The following is a 13,064-nucleotide window of genomic DNA, read 5'->3' as shown; positions in this document are numbered from 1 at the left end:
CCGTGCAAGGTTTCGCGGTCTCCGGGCGCGGGCCCTGTGGCCGGGCGCGGCTTACATGAAGCGCTTGCGCTCGTCCACGATGCTGCGCAGGTACATGTCGCGCTCCGAGGGGTCCTCGGGCATATAGGCCGTGTTGGGCGGCTCGGCGCTCGGCGGGCGGCCCCGGCGGCCCTTGACCTGCCCCTGGGCACCGAGGATCTCGAAGATGACCTCGCGCGTTTCCATTCCGGTCAGCTTTGCCAGGCGCGACACGTACTTGGGCACCACGGCCTGACACTGGGTCACGTACTCGCAAAGCCCCTTGTAGTCCTGCTCCTCCCACGCGCCAAGCACGCCGGGGATGTCGTCCCCGCTGACCTCCACCTGGTCGTGCAGCATCTTCGTCAACCTGAACTTGTCCAGCAGATTCATGGCGTCCCCCTGGGCTGTATGCAGGAGACAGAGCAACGGCCATGCCAAAGGGGCCGCCCCGGCGCCCCCCTGCCCGGCCAGCCCGGGGCCGGGCAGGGGCGGACCGGGCGCAAGCCTTCTGCCGGGCCGGAAAATCAGCGCACACCCCATGTGGAAAATTTTGTTTTCCACCTACGGAAGGGCTCCGTTGGGCCGTGCGGGCCCCGCCAGCCCTCCGGGGCGCCCCGTTTCGGGCCATTTTGCTTTTGCAATCCCGAGAATTTTACGATATATCGTCAGCGGCTGTCCGCCCCCGAAACCGCCCGAACCGCCCGCCCCGCAAGGAGCCGCCATGACCCTGCGGCACATGAACTTCTTCAAGCTGCTCTCCGGCGAGGTTTCCCCGCGCCAGATCCTGCTCAAATTCCTGCTGCTGCTCATGGAGCTGCAGAACGTGGAGCGCGGGTCCATCTGGAGCCGCGAGGATGACGACTACGTGTGCCTGGAGGCCGTGGGCGAGGAGAGCGATTCCATCAAGGGCATGCGCATCCCCAGGGCCATGGAGAGCATCGTCGGCTGGGTGATGAAGAACGGGCGCATGACCACCGCCGAGGTCGGGCGCGACGAGCGCCACTTCAAGGAGGCCGAGGAGGCCCTGGCCGTCAAGTCCAGCGTCATCCTGGCCTTCCCGCTGATCCTCAAGGACTCCTCGGTCTACGGCGTGGTGGAGGTCATCGACACCAGCGCCGGGGGCGACTCCATGAACCTGGCCCCCGAATACCTGGAGTTCCTGCAAAACCTCGTGGACATCGGCTCCATCGCCCTGTCCAACTCCATCGAGTTTTCCGGACAGGTGGAGGAGAACCGCGAGCTCAAGCGCACCATCCAGGTCATGAGCGGCGAGGGGCTGGTGGCCGGGCCGAGCCCCTCCTTCGGCCACGCCGTGCGCCTGGCGCGCAGCTACGCCGCCAACGACTACCCCGTGCTCGTCACCGGCGAATCCGGCGTGGGCAAGGAAGTCCTGGCCCGCGAAATCCACCGCGCCAGCGCCCGGCGCGACAAGCCCTTCCTGGTGCAGAATTGCAGCTCCATCCCGCGCTCGCTGCTGGCCAGCGAGCTGTTCGGCTACAAGCGCGGGGCCTTCACCGGGGCCTACCGCGACAAGGTCGGCCTGTTCGAGGCCGCCCAGGGCGGCACCGTGTTCCTGGACGAGATCGGCGACATGTCCACGGACCTCCAGGCCGCCCTGCTGCGCGTGCTCCAGGACAACGAGATCAAGCCCCTGGGCGGCAACGTGGCCCGCAAGGTGGACGTGCGCATCATCTCGGCCACCAACAAGAACCTGCGCCAGGGCATCCGCGAGGGCACCTTCCGCGAGGACCTCTTCTTCCGGCTCAACGTGCTGCCCGTGGTGGTGCCGCCCCTGCGCGAGCGCCCCGAGGACGTGCCCTACCTGCTGGCCCATTTCATCCGCCGCGAGGCCGTGCTGCTGAACCAGGAGCCCCGGGCCCTGTCCCACGAGGCCATGGAGCTGCTGGCGGCCTACCCCTGGCCGGGCAACGTGCGCGAGATGGAAAACTTCGTCAAACTCGTGCTGGTCACCGCCGAGGGCCGCGAAATCCGCCCCGCCGACCTGCCCCAGTCCATCGTGGACGGCGCGCGCGAGCGCCTGGCCGAGGTGCGCCCCGAGCTTGCGGCCTCGGTGGCCGCCCCCCTGCGCGACCCCTTCGCCGGCAAGGACTGGGACACCGTGGAGCGCGACTACGTCCTGCACCTGCTGGAGCGCCACCGCTGGGTCATCAGCCGCGCGGCGCGCGAGGCGGGCCTCAAGCGCTCGACTTTCGACTCGCGCATGAAGCGCCTGGGCATCAGCAAGACCCCGCCCCAGGCCTAGCCGCCGCAGCGTTCAAAAGATCCAAGCCCGCGCGTCCCAGGGCAGACGCGCGGGCTTGGATCTTTTTTCGCGTTGCCGCATCCTTTCAAAGCGGCCCGGGAAAAGACATTTTCCAGCCGCCCGCTAGCCGCCGCCCGGGCTGCGGACCCAGGGCCCGGCCTCGCGCCCCAGGCGCAGGCCCGGCGGCTTGAGGCCCTCGGCGTCGGGGTCGCCCCCGCCGGGCGCGTCGGGCAGCAGGCGCACGGTGAACTGCCCGGGCCGCGCCTGCCCAGCGCGCCCGGCGGCGTCCAGGTGCCCGGCCCACAGCACCTCGGGCTCCGGCCCCGCGAAAAGCAGCAGCGCCGGAACCTGGACCTGCCCCAGGTCCTGCGGCGGGGCCGGGGCCTGGCCGGGCTCCGGGGGCAGATGGGCCAGCACCAGGAAATCCGGCGCTGCGCTGCCCGAGGCCGCCAGCACCGCCGGGCCCATCCCGCCGCCCTGGCCCCACAGGCCGGCCCGCGCACCGTCCACCCCCGGCTGGCTGCGCAGGGTGGCCAAGGCGGCCAGGGCGTCCCGGGCCTGCTGCGCGGGCGGGGCCGCGCCCGGCCCGCCCTCTTCGCAGCCGCGCCCGTCGTACACCAGCACCGCCAGCCCGTGCAGGGCCAGGGCCTGGGCAAAACCCAGCATCCGCCCGCGCGGCTCGCAGCCCGCGCCGTGCAGCAGCACCACCCCCGGCACGGGCCCGCGACCCGGCACCAGCACCAGCGTGCCCGCCAACTGCGCCCCGGCGGCCTCCACGGCCACCTCGGCCTGGGTGAAGACCACGCGCGTGCCGTACTGCATGGGCGGCTGGGCAGGCAGCCAGACGAGCTGGGCCGGGGTCAGGATCAGCTTGTCCCCGTAGCGGTCCTTCTTGGGCAGGATGGTCACCGAACCCTCCACGGGCGCAGCGACCGCGAACGACGGGCCGTAGGTGAAGATCATCTCGCCCTGGCGCGCGAGCTTGCGGTGCAGGCCGCTGCGCGAGTCGTAGAGCACGAAGGCGTCGTGCTCCTGGCTGCCATCGACGATGCTGACCACGCGGTCGCGGCCCACGGCGTAGTGCCCGAAGTAGTCCTCAGGCACGTAGATGTCGGCTCCGGCGGCGTCCAGGGCGAAGGTGTCGGCGAAGGCCGCGAACCCGTGCAACCCGACGACATGGGTGGTGTCGCCGGACTGCACGGCGCTGGCCTGGGCCAGGGCGCGGGTGGGGTCCTCCTCCTGCGGCCCGGCGGCGGACGGCTCCCCGGCGGGGGCGGGGCGCAGCCAGGGAAACTCCGGCACGGCGGCGGCAGGCGGCGCGGGGGGCGCGGGGGCCTCGGGGCCGGGCGGCGGCGCGGCGGCGGACGCAGCGGCGGGCGCGGGCGGTTGGGGCGCGGCAGGGGGCGCAGGGGGAGCGGCGACGGGCGCGGGCGCGGCGGGCGCGGGCGCGGCGCGGGCACGGGCTGGCGCAACGGGCGCAGGCGCGGCAGGGGCCGGGGCCACAGGCCGGGGCGGCGCGGGCCGGGCCAGGCGCACCAGATCGACGATGTAGGCCTTGTCGGGCAACGGCGCGCGCCCCAGCTCCGCCATCGACCACAACGCGGCCAAGGCCAAGCCCGCGTGCAGCAGCAGGGAGAGGATGACGCTTGCGATGCGCATGATGCGGAGAACCTCCGGGCCCCGGCGGACGCCGACTGGCTTCGGCGGGCGAACCGGACCGGCGCCGCGCGGCGAGGCCCGCTCCGATGCTAGCACCATCGCGCCCCGGGCGCCAATTCCCTTGCGTCCGGGTGGGATTTGCCCGCGCGGCCCCCTGGTCAGGGCCCCGGGCCTGGGCTACAAGGGGGCATGACCCTCTCCGATTCCGGCCCCGATTCCGGCTCCACTTCCGGGCCCGGCTCCGGCCCCGCCCCGGAGCCCACGCCCGCAGAGGCCCTGCGCGCCGCCGTGGCCTACTACGACGCCCACGCCGAGGCCTTCCACGCCCAGACGGCGGACCTGGACCTGGAACACGTCTACACGCGCTTCCTGCCCCTGGTTCCGCCGGGCGGGGCCATCCTCGACGCAGGCTGCGGCGCGGGGCGCGACGCCCGCCGCCTGGCCGCGCGCGGCTACCGCGTGGAGGCCTTCGACGCCTCCCCGGCCATGGTCCGCCTAGCGCGGGCCCACGCCGGGGTGCCCGTGCGCGTGCTGGACTTCGCCGCCATGGACTACCCGCCGCGCTTCCACGGCGTGCTGGCCAACGCCTCGCTGCTGCACCTGCCCCCGGCGGCCCTGCCCGGGGCCCTGGCGGGGGTGGCCCGGGCCCTGCTGCCCGGGGGCGTGCTCTGCGCCGGGCTCAAGCGCGGCAGCGGGCACTGGCTGCGCCAGGGGCTGCCCTTCTGGGCCTACGGTGAGGCCACCCTGGCCGCCCTGCTGGCCCCGCCCTGCCCGCTGCGCCTGCTGGAAACCTGGACCAGCCCGGACCTGCGCCCCGGGCGCGCGGGCGAGGTCTGGCTGCACTGCCTGGCCCGCAAGCCGTGAATCAGCCTCGGGAAATCCATTGGCCCTTTGACGCCGGGGCCTGTTTGTGGTTAGCATCCCCCAAGGTCGGCCCCCGGCCACCCGCACCAACCCGCAACAAGGCCTGAAGGCATGGGCACCTCCCCCAAGGCGAAAATCCTCACCATCGACGACGAGGACATCATCCGCGAAAGCATCGAGGCCTACCTGGAGGACAGCGGCTTCGCGGTGATCCACGCCGAGAACGGGCGCGTGGGGCTGGAGGCCTTCCGCCGCGAGCGGCCCGATCTGGTGCTGGTGGACCTGCGCATGCCCGAGGTGGACGGGCTGGACGTGCTGGCCAAGGTCACCAGCGAGTCGCCGCTCACGCCCATCATCGTAGTCTCGGGCACCGGGGTGCTCCAGGACGCCATCGAGGCCCTGCGCCTGGGCGCGTGGGACTACGTGACCAAGCCCGTGCAGGACATGGCCGTGCTCGAGCACGCCGTGTCCAAGGCCCTGGAACGGGCCGAGCTGTTGCGCCGCAAGGAGACCTACAGCGAGGAGCTGGAGCGTGAGGTCGAGCGGCGCACCGCCGAGCTGCGCCAGACCAACGAACGTCTGGCCCAGGAGGTCGCCGAGCGCCAGCTGGCCGAGGAGCGCATCCGCAGCTCCCTCCAGGAGAAGGAAGTCCTGCTCAAGGAGATCCACCACCGGGTCAAGAACAACCTGCAGATCATCTCCAGCCTGCTCTATCTCCAGTCCCAGCAGATCAGCGAGGAGCGCACCCGCGAGCTGTTCATGGAGAGCCGGGGCCGCGTGCGCTCCATGGCCCTGGTCCACGAGAAGCTCTACCAGTCCGAGGATCTGGCGCGCATCAACTACCACGACTACCTGACGAGCTTCACCCGCTCCATCATGCAGGCCTACCCCCAGCGCCAGCGCACCGTGCGCCTGGACCTGGCCCTGGACGACATCTGCCTGCCGGTGGATCTGGCCATCCCGTGCAGCCTCATCGTCAACGAGCTGATGACCAACGCCCTGAAGTACGCCTTCGACGGCGAGGCCCCCGGCATCCTGGCCCTGGCCCTGCGCCGGGCGGGCGAGGCCGTGGAGCTGGAAGTGCGCGACGACGGCAGGGGCTTCCCCGAGGGCTTCGACATCACCAAGACCGACACCCTGGGCATGCAGCTGGTGGTCAACTTGGTGCACCAGATTCGCGGCGAGCTGGACACGGCGCTGTCCGGCGGCGCCCGCTTCACCATCCGCTTCACGCCCTAGCAGCCCCGAAGGCGGCAGCCCGCCGCGCGGGCGGCGACCTCTCAGCCCGGCGCGGCCTCGGCCTCGCGGCAGGCGGCGCACAGCCCGTCCACCCTGATCTCCACATGCCCGGCGGCGGCGCCGGGCGGCAGGGCCTGTTCCACGGCCAGAGCGCCCTGGGGCAGGCAGCGCATGGCGTGGCAGCGCAGGCAGTAGAAATGGCCGTGGGCACCCCCCAGGGGCGCCCCGCCCCCGGCGCAGTAGCGGAAGGCCCGGTCCGGCCCCAGGGTGCGCAGCACCAGCCCGCGCCCGGCCAGAAGGTCCAGGGTCCGGTAGAGGGTGGCGCGGTCCATGAGCGCGGCCAGTTCCGGGCGTTCCAGCAGCTCGGCGGGCGCCACGGCCCGGCCTGCGGCCAGCACCGCGTCGAGCACCTGCGCGCGCTTGCGCGTGGCGCGCACCCCGGCGGCGCGCAGCAGCTGCGCCGCGCGGCTCATGGCCGCCCCCGGCGCGCGAGCCGCCGCCACAGCGCGTCGGCGAAGAACGCCGCCACGGCCACGGCGATGATGCAGGCCCCGGAGGTCAGGTCCAGGGCGTAGGACAGGCCCAGGCCCGCCGTGCAGAACAGCGCCGAGAGCAGCGCGGAGCGCACCATCATCCCGCCCAGGGAGCGCGAGGCGCGCAGGGCCAGCCCCGGCGGGATGGTCAGCAGGGCCATGACCAGGATCAGCCCCACCACGCGGATGACCATGACCACCGAAACGCCGATCATGGCCAGCAGCAGGAAATGCAGCGCCAGCACCGGCACCCCGCGCACGGCGGCGAACTCGCGGTCGAAGGCCAGGGCCGCGAACTCCTTGTAGAAGACCAGGGTCACGGCCACGATGGCCGCGTCCAGCCCGAGCATGAGCCACAGGTCCGCACGCGGCACGGCCAGGATGCTGCCGAACAGGAAGCTCATCAGGTCGGCGTTGTAGCCGGGGGCAAGGTCGAGCAGGATGACGCCCGTGGCCATGCCCCCGGCCCACAGCGCGCCGATGAGCCGATCGGCGCCGTCCATGCCGCGCGCCGTGGCGGCGGCCATGGCCCCGCCCGCGGCCACCGAGAAGCCCACCGTGCAGGGCAGCACGGGCCAGCCCAGGAAATAGGCCAGGCCGACCCCGCCATAGGCCGCGTGGGCCACGGCCCCGGCCAGGAAGACCACGCGGTTGGCCACCACCAGGGTGCCGATGACCCCGCAGGCCACGCTGGCCAGCAGCCCGGCCCACAGGGCGTTCTGCATGAACTCGTAGGACAGGGCCTCGATCATGCGCCGCCTCCGGGGCTTTCGCCGCCCTGGCAGCCGGGGCAGCCCGGGCAGTCGGGCCCGTCGTGGCGTGGCACCACGCGGTGCGGCACCTCGCCGTGGGTGAAGATTTCCACCGGGCAGGTGCGCCCGCCGCCGTACATCATGGCCAGCATGTCGCGGGTGACCTCGGGCTGGCCGTGCAGGTGCACGGTGCGGTTCACGCAGGCCACCGAGCGCACCCCGCTGGCCACGATGGACAGGTCGTGGCTGACGTAGAGGATGGTCATGGTCCGGTTCAGCTCGGCCAAAAGCTCCAGCAACGAGCAGCGCCCCTGGGCGTCCACGCTGGCCGTGGGCTCGTCGAGGATGAGCACCTGCGGATCGGCCACCAGGGCCCGGGCGATGTAGGCCCGCTGGCGCTGCCCGCCCGAGAGGTCGGCCACCAGCCGGTTCTTGAGGTCCAGCATGCCCGTGCGCTCCAGGGCGGCCTCGGCCCGGGCGCGCTCGACGGCGGAAAAGCGCGGGCCGCGCCCCGTGGCGCCCAGCAGGCCCATGAGCGCCACGTCGAGCACCGTCACGGGCAGCTCGCGGGCCACGCCCGTGGACTGCGGCATATAGCCGATGCGCCGGGCGGCCTCGCGGGGCGGGCCGCCGAACACGCGAACCTCGCCCCGCCCCGGGGCCAGCACGCCCAGGATCAGCTTGAGCAGCGTGGATTTGCCCCCGCCGTTGGGCCCGAGCACGGCCACGTAGTCCCCGGCGGCGATGCGGAAGTTCAGGTCGCGCAGCACCTCGGGGCCCCGGCCGTAGGCGAAGCCCACGTCGCGGAACTCGATGACCGGATCGCCCACCCTAGTTCTCCTGGCCCATGGCCCGGGCCATGCGCTGGGCCACGGCGCGCAGGTTGGCGTCCCAGTCGCGGGCCAGGGGGTCGGCCTCCACCAGGGCCCCGCCCAGCTCCTGGGCCACCACCCCGGCGGAGCGCTGCGAGAACTGCGGCGAAACGAAGACCGCGCGCACGCCGTGCTTGCGGGCTTCGGCCACCAGCCCGATCATCGCGCGCGGGCCGGGCTCGCTGCCGTGGCCCTCCACGGGCATCTGCACCAGCCCGAACTCCTTGGCGAAATAGCCCCACGAGGGATGGAAGACCATGAAGCGCCGCTCGGTGAGCCCGGCGAACAGGGCCGCGATGGTATCGTGCACGGCCCGGGCCTTGGCCACGGCGGCCTCGCAGCCTGCGGCGTAGGCCTGGGCATTGGCGGGGTCGGCCTGGGTCAGGGCGTCGCGGGTGGTGGCGGCCATGGCCTGCATCAGCTCCGGCGCCAGCCAGACGTGGGGGTCGGGCAGGCCCGCGTCGTGGTCGTGGCCGTGGTCATGCCCGTGGGCAGCGCCCTCGGGATGCTTGTGGCCATGGGTCTCGCCCTCGGGGTGGCCCGCGTCGTGGTCGTGGCCGTGGTCCTGCCCGTGGGCCTCGCCCGCGGGATGCTCGTGGCCATGCGCCTCCGCTTCGGGGTGCTCGTGGCCGTGGGCGGGCATGGGCAGCTTGACGATGCCCGCGTCCATGGCCGCCACGTGCAGACCCGGGTTGGCCGCCAGGAAGCGGGGCAGCCACACGGCCTCGAACTCCAGGCCCAGGCTCAGGTAGAGGTCGCCCCGGGCCACCTCGGCCATCTGGCTCGGGCGCGGCTCGAAGGTATGCGGGTCCGCCCCCGGGGGCACCATGACCGTGACCTGGGCCAGCGGCCCGGCCACCTGCTCCACCAGCCAGGCCTGGGGCTCCACGGTGACCAGCACCCGCAGCGGCCCGCCCTGGGCCGCGCGCGCAGGCAGCGCCCCGGCCACCAGGGCCAGGGCCGCCAGTACGACGAAAAAGAATTTCATTCTCATGTCAGACTCCTCGGGCTCCTCGGGCTCCTCGGAAGATGCGCCCCAGGTCTTTTTGCAACCAAGTCGCATTTCCTGTCAAGGCCCCGGTGCGAAACCGCGCCACAGACCGGGCGGCATCCAGGCCCGGGAGCGCCCCGGCGCGGACTGGCGGGCCAAGCCCGCCCGCACGGCCCGAGGCGGGGCGGACACCTGGGCGGGGAGAACAAGGCCCAGAGGCGGGAGCGCCCTGCGCGGGTCTCCAGGACGCAAGAGTCGCGCAACGCGACCCGCAGCGGCCAGGCGCGGCGGCTTGGCCCGGGACGGACGGCCCAGGCGCCGGAAGCGCCCCGCACCGCCGGGCCGGATCCAAGGCCCCCGTGAGTCCGGAACGGACGCGGCGGCGGGCCCGGGGCTGGCGTCTCCCGCCCCGGGCGTTCTTCCCGCGCGGGGCGATGTTCCGGTCGCAGCGTCCAGGCGGGAGCGCGGCAGGCGCCACCCCGGGGGCCGTGCGGTGCTCGCGTCTGCACTGCCCGGACAGCACGCCCTCCGGGCACCGGGCCGGACAGGCCGGGACAACAGGGGCCGGGGCGCCCCTCAGGGCTCGTGTTCCACGGCGATGTCCACATAGTCGCTGACCCCGGTGCAGGGGCTGGCGATGGACTGCATCCGCCAGAAGGGCCGCCCGGCCTTGCGCGCGAACCACAGCTCGCCCCGGCGCTCGCAGGGCTGCCCGCCGCCCAGGAAGCCCACGCGCGTCACCACCCTGCCCCGCAGCACAAACCCGTCCTCGGCCACGGAGGCGACCTGCCCCTCCACCAGGAGCATGTTCGCGCCATCGCCCTGGCGGCCCGAGAGCCACAGGGCCCCGTCGCGCTCCACGATCTCCGCCGTGCCTGCGGGCACGGCGGCCAGCCATTGCAGGCGCAGGGCATGGCGGCCCAGCAGCTGGCGCAGGGCGTCCTGGCTGGAGACCGCCGTCCCGGGTGCCGGGCCGGGCAGGTCCGGAGGGGTATCGGGGGGCACGGGCGCGGGCAGCGGCGCGGGCTCGGAGGCGGGCGCAGGCAGCGCCGGAGGCAAGGCGGGCGGGGCTTCGCCGGGCGGCAGGCCCGGGGGAGAAGCATCGGGAGCCGCGTCGCGCCGCCCCGGGTCCTGCCCGGGGTCGGTCATGCCCAGGGGTGGCGAGGCGGGCGCGAGGGCGGCATCCTGCCCCGCGTAGGGCGCGCCCGCCGCAGGGGGCGCGGTCTGGTGCGCTCCTGCGGCCAATTCGGCCAGGCGCTCCAGCTCCTGCGTGCGGCTCTTGGTTTGCAGGCGCAGGTCGCGCACGCGGTCGGCCAGCCCGCCCAGGCCCTGGGCAGGATCAGCGGCGGAAAAGGCCTCGAAGTTGTTGTCCCGGTAGGCCAGCCAGGCGCGCTGGGCCGTGCGCAACAGGTCCGCTCCCCGGCTGTCCAGGGCGGCCAGGGCCTCGCGGTAGACGCGGTTCAACTCGGCGTCGGCGGCGTCCAGGAGCAGGTTTTCGCAGTGGACCCTGTCCTGCGGGCCAAGATTGGCGCCGCACTCCACCCCTCCAGCCCCGGCGGACGCGGGCACCAGGACGGCCATGACAACCAGAACGGGCAGAACGGGCAGAACTGGCAGAACCGGCAGCACCGCCAGGATCGGCAGGACGGCGGACAGGACCCGGCGCGGGGACAAGGACGGCCAACACATGCCCATGCTGTGCCACAGGGCGGACAGAGGCGCAAGGGCGGCCCGCCCGACGCCAGGACCTTGACGCCCGGGCGCGGGCGCAGGGCCGGGCGTGGCCTCCGCCAGCGTCCAGGTGCGGGGCTAGGGTCCGGTCGCGGGCACCAGGGGCTCCCAGGGCGTGCCGTCCGGGTTCTCGAGCCTGGGGGCGGGCTTGGCCTTGGACGCGGATTTGGCCTTGGGCTCTGGTTCGGTCTTGGGCCCTAGCTTGGCCTTGGGTGCGGCCTCGGGCGCGGGTTTGGCTTCTGGCCCTGGCTTGGCCTCGGGCACCAGGGGCACCCAGGGCGTGCCGTCCGGACCTTCGAGCCTGGGCTCGGGCCTGGCCTTGCCCTTGGCCCCGGGGGCGCGGCGCGGCGCCGCCTCCGGCTTGCGCTCCGGCTTCTTGCGGGGTTTGAGATCGGGCACCAGGGGCACCCAGGGCTTCTGGCCCGGCACCGGGGCGGGCTCCAGGGCCGGTTCCGGGTCCGGCTCCGGGGGCAGGTCCTCCTGGGCCACGGGTGGAATGCGCGACGGCTCGTCCAGGTGCGCCCCCGGCTCACGCAGCGGGAAGCGGCGCCGCACAGGCGCATCGGCTGGGCGGGGGCCGATTTCCTCGGCGGACGGCCTGGCACCGAACTTCTGCAGGACCGTGCCCCGGGTCTTCACACCCTCCTGCGGAGCCGGGGCCGCTTCGGGCCCGGAGGCGTCGGCGGGCGCGGAGGGCTGCGCCGGGCTGGGCAGGACCAGGGGCTGCCAGTCCGCAGGGACCTGGGCCACGGCGGCGCAGGGCGCCAGGGCCATGACACAGGCCGCAACGAAAACAACCAGACCGCGCATCGTCCCTCTCCATCTCCAGCCGCGCTCCCGACGCGCGTTCCGCAAGGTTCCTATCCCAAAGCCCGGCCGCCGCCAAGGCCGGAAAGAGCCCCCGGCCCGGCTGGCACAAAAAAAGGCCACCGCCCGGGCGGTGGCCACGAAAAACTGCCCAGCCGCGCGCGGGGGTCAGGTGTAGCGGGGTTCCTCCTCGCGCACCACCTGGAAGGCCTTGTTGCCCTTGACCACCCCGGGCAGCCCGTAGAACTTGCGCACCCCCTCCACCTCGGCCTCCAGAAGCCGCTCGGTGTCGGTATTGAGCAGCAGGATGTCGCCGATCTCCAGGTTCAGCAGCTGGCGGCCCGTGATCTGGGTCTGCCCCAGCTCGATGACCATTTCCACCGGGGTTTCCAGCAGGCGCTCCTTGAAGCGCGCGATCCAGGCGTGGTCCACCTCCAGCCGCTCGGACTGGAAGGACGCGTGCAGCTTGGAGCGGATGGGCTCCAAGGTCGCATAAGGCAGGCAGGCGATGAGCGAGCCGATGGCGTTTTCCAGCTCCACCTCGAAGGTCACGACGATGACCACGTCCGAAGGCGGGACAATGGCCGCGAACTGGGGGTTGATCTCCGAACGCGTCAGTTCGATGTGCACCTCGTGCACCGGGCGCCAGGCGTCCTCCATGTTGGACAGCGCGATCTTGACCACGCGGTCCACGATGGCCTGCTCGATGGGCGTGAAGTCGCGGCCCTCGACCTTGGGCTGCGAGCCCGCGCCGCCAAAGAAGTTCTCCACCAGCGCGAAGACCAGACGCGAGTCCACCACCAAAAGCGCGTTGCCGCGCAGGGGGTCCATCTTGAAGATGTTGATGGAGGTCGGCACCGGCAACGAGCGCATGAAGTCGCCGAACTTGGACATGTCGATGGAGATGGGGTTCAGGTCCACGCGCTTGCGCATGGCGTTGGCCAGGGCGTTGGTGCACAGCCGGGCGAAGCGGTCGTTGACGATCTCCAGCACCGGCATCCGGCCCCGGATGATGCGGTCCTGGTTAGCCAGGTCGAAACTGACGACCCCGGAATCGTCCTCGGGTATGTCGGCCTCGGCCTCTATTTCGCCGCCGGAAAGCCCGCGCAGCAACGCATCGACTTCGTCCTGGTCGAGAATCTTGCTCATGAACGCTTCCCGCGCTTGCCCCGGGCAGATTCTTCCGCCAGGGGAGTTCGTTGCATGCGGCCCGCCGGGATCGCGCCCCGGGCCGGGCAGGGCCCGGCCCGGGCCCGCGCGGCGGTGCCGCGCCGGTGCCCCCTTCTACCGCCCGCAGGCCGCGTTGGCAACACGGCCCGCAGGCGCAGCACT

At 72.9% G+C, this 13,064-nt stretch carries 12 protein-coding genes; 3 read left to right on the top strand and 9 right to left on the bottom strand.

The genetic code is table 11. The features are described 5' to 3' along the window. Window positions 1-51: 51 nt before the first annotated feature. A complete protein-coding gene (locus G495_RS0101485; protein WP_028586358.1) occupies window positions 52-411 on the bottom strand; it encodes a hypothetical protein in 360 nt (119 codons plus the stop codon). A gap of 331 nt (window positions 412-742) precedes the next feature. On the opposite strand from G495_RS0101485, the gene G495_RS0101480 reads away from it, so the two are divergent. Beyond that, window positions 743-2,284, top strand: a complete 1,542-nt coding sequence (locus G495_RS0101480) for a sigma-54-dependent Fis family transcriptional regulator (RefSeq protein WP_028586357.1) — start codon at window positions 743-745, stop codon at window positions 2,282-2,284. Between the two features lie 123 nt (window positions 2,285-2,407). Here the strand turns inward: G495_RS0101480 and G495_RS22160 are convergent, their stop codons facing one another. Then, window positions 2,408-3,943 carry an alpha/beta hydrolase family protein gene (locus tag G495_RS22160; RefSeq protein WP_211234118.1) on the bottom strand — a complete coding sequence of 512 codons (1,536 nt, stop codon included), beginning with the start codon at window positions 3,941-3,943 and terminating at the stop codon, window positions 2,408-2,410. Between the two features lie 189 nt (window positions 3,944-4,132). Between G495_RS22160 and G495_RS0101470 the strand changes: the two genes are divergently transcribed. Together G495_RS0101470 and G495_RS17000 are read left to right on the top strand one after the other, a co-directional pair. Further along, on the top strand, window positions 4,133-4,807 hold the full coding sequence (locus tag G495_RS0101470; RefSeq protein WP_084457722.1) for a class I SAM-dependent methyltransferase: 675 nt from the start codon (window positions 4,133-4,135) through the stop codon (window positions 4,805-4,807). A 111-nt stretch (window positions 4,808-4,918) separates the two neighbouring features. Further along, complete coding sequence (locus G495_RS17000; RefSeq protein ID WP_035250428.1) at window positions 4,919-6,046, top strand: sensor histidine kinase; 1,128 nt, start codon at window positions 4,919-4,921, stop codon at window positions 6,044-6,046. 41 nt (window positions 6,047-6,087) lie between these two features. Here the strand turns inward: G495_RS17000 and G495_RS0101460 are convergent, their stop codons facing one another. From G495_RS0101460 to fliM, 7 genes are all read right to left on the bottom strand, one after another. After that, window positions 6,088-6,519: a Fur family transcriptional regulator gene (locus G495_RS0101460; RefSeq protein WP_035250426.1), complete on the bottom strand. Its 432-nt coding sequence runs from the start codon at window positions 6,517-6,519 to the stop codon at window positions 6,088-6,090. Beyond that, a complete protein-coding gene (locus tag G495_RS0101455) occupies window positions 6,516-7,331 on the bottom strand; it encodes a metal ABC transporter permease (protein ID WP_028586353.1) in 816 nt (271 codons plus the stop codon). The genes G495_RS0101460 and G495_RS0101455 overlap by 4 nt, the downstream gene beginning before the upstream one ends. Further along, a complete protein-coding gene (locus G495_RS16995; RefSeq protein WP_035250424.1) occupies window positions 7,328-8,161 on the bottom strand; it encodes a metal ABC transporter ATP-binding protein in 834 nt (277 codons plus the stop codon). Before G495_RS16995 ends, G495_RS0101455 begins: the two co-directional genes overlap by 4 nt. A 1-nt stretch (window position 8,162) precedes the next feature. Next, window positions 8,163-9,197, bottom strand: coding sequence for a metal ABC transporter solute-binding protein, Zn/Mn family (locus G495_RS0101445; protein WP_028586352.1), 1,035 nt, complete (start codon window positions 9,195-9,197; stop codon window positions 8,163-8,165). A 573-nt stretch (window positions 9,198-9,770) separates the two neighbouring features. Beyond that, window positions 9,771-10,775: a lysozyme inhibitor LprI family protein gene (locus G495_RS0101440; RefSeq protein WP_169734339.1), complete on the bottom strand. Its 1,005-nt coding sequence runs from the start codon at window positions 10,773-10,775 to the stop codon at window positions 9,771-9,773. A 228-nt stretch (window positions 10,776-11,003) separates the two neighbouring features. Continuing rightward, a complete protein-coding gene (locus tag G495_RS0101435) occupies window positions 11,004-11,735 on the bottom strand; it encodes a hypothetical protein (RefSeq protein ID WP_028586350.1) in 732 nt (243 codons plus the stop codon). A 165-nt stretch (window positions 11,736-11,900) separates the two neighbouring features. Then, window positions 11,901-12,881 (bottom strand): flagellar motor switch protein FliM, encoded by a 981-nt coding sequence (fliM, locus tag G495_RS0101430; RefSeq protein WP_028586349.1) that lies wholly within the window; start codon window positions 12,879-12,881, stop codon window positions 11,901-11,903. Window positions 12,882-13,064 lie beyond the last annotated feature (183 nt).

Origin of the sequence: Desulfocurvus vexinensis DSM 17965, from assembly GCF_000519125.1 — a bacterium.
In the GTDB taxonomy this organism is placed as follows: domain Bacteria; phylum Desulfobacterota; class Desulfovibrionia; order Desulfovibrionales; family Desulfovibrionaceae; genus Desulfocurvus; species Desulfocurvus vexinensis.
Note: the sequence above shows the minus strand (reverse complement) of the source record. Positions and strands in the feature narration are given on the sequence as shown.

Coding starts and splice junctions, on each gene's coding strand:
- G495_RS0101485 (WP_028586358.1), bottom strand. CDS start 411: ATGAATCTGCTGGACAAGTTCAGGTTGACGAAGATGCTGCACGACCAG.
- G495_RS0101480 (WP_028586357.1), top strand. CDS start 743: ATGACCCTGCGGCACATGAACTTCTTCAAGCTGCTCTCCGGCGAGGTT.
- G495_RS22160 (WP_211234118.1), bottom strand. CDS start 3,943: ATGCGCATCGCAAGCGTCATCCTCTCCCTGCTGCTGCACGCGGGCTTG.
- G495_RS0101470 (WP_084457722.1), top strand. CDS start 4,133: ATGACCCTCTCCGATTCCGGCCCCGATTCCGGCTCCACTTCCGGGCCC.
- G495_RS17000 (WP_035250428.1), top strand. CDS start 4,919: ATGGGCACCTCCCCCAAGGCGAAAATCCTCACCATCGACGACGAGGAC.
- G495_RS0101460 (WP_035250426.1), bottom strand. CDS start 6,519: ATGAGCCGCGCGGCGCAGCTGCTGCGCGCCGCCGGGGTGCGCGCCACG.
- G495_RS0101455 (WP_028586353.1), bottom strand. CDS start 7,331: ATGATCGAGGCCCTGTCCTACGAGTTCATGCAGAACGCCCTGTGGGCC.
- G495_RS0101445 (WP_028586352.1), bottom strand. CDS start 9,197: ATGAGAATGAAATTCTTTTTCGTCGTACTGGCGGCCCTGGCCCTGGTG.
- G495_RS0101440 (WP_169734339.1), bottom strand. CDS start 10,775: ATGGCCGTCCTGGTGCCCGCGTCCGCCGGGGCTGGAGGGGTGGAGTGC.
- G495_RS0101435 (WP_028586350.1), bottom strand. CDS start 11,735: ATGCGCGGTCTGGTTGTTTTCGTTGCGGCCTGTGTCATGGCCCTGGCG.
- fliM (WP_028586349.1), bottom strand. CDS start 12,881: ATGAGCAAGATTCTCGACCAGGACGAAGTCGATGCGTTGCTGCGCGGG.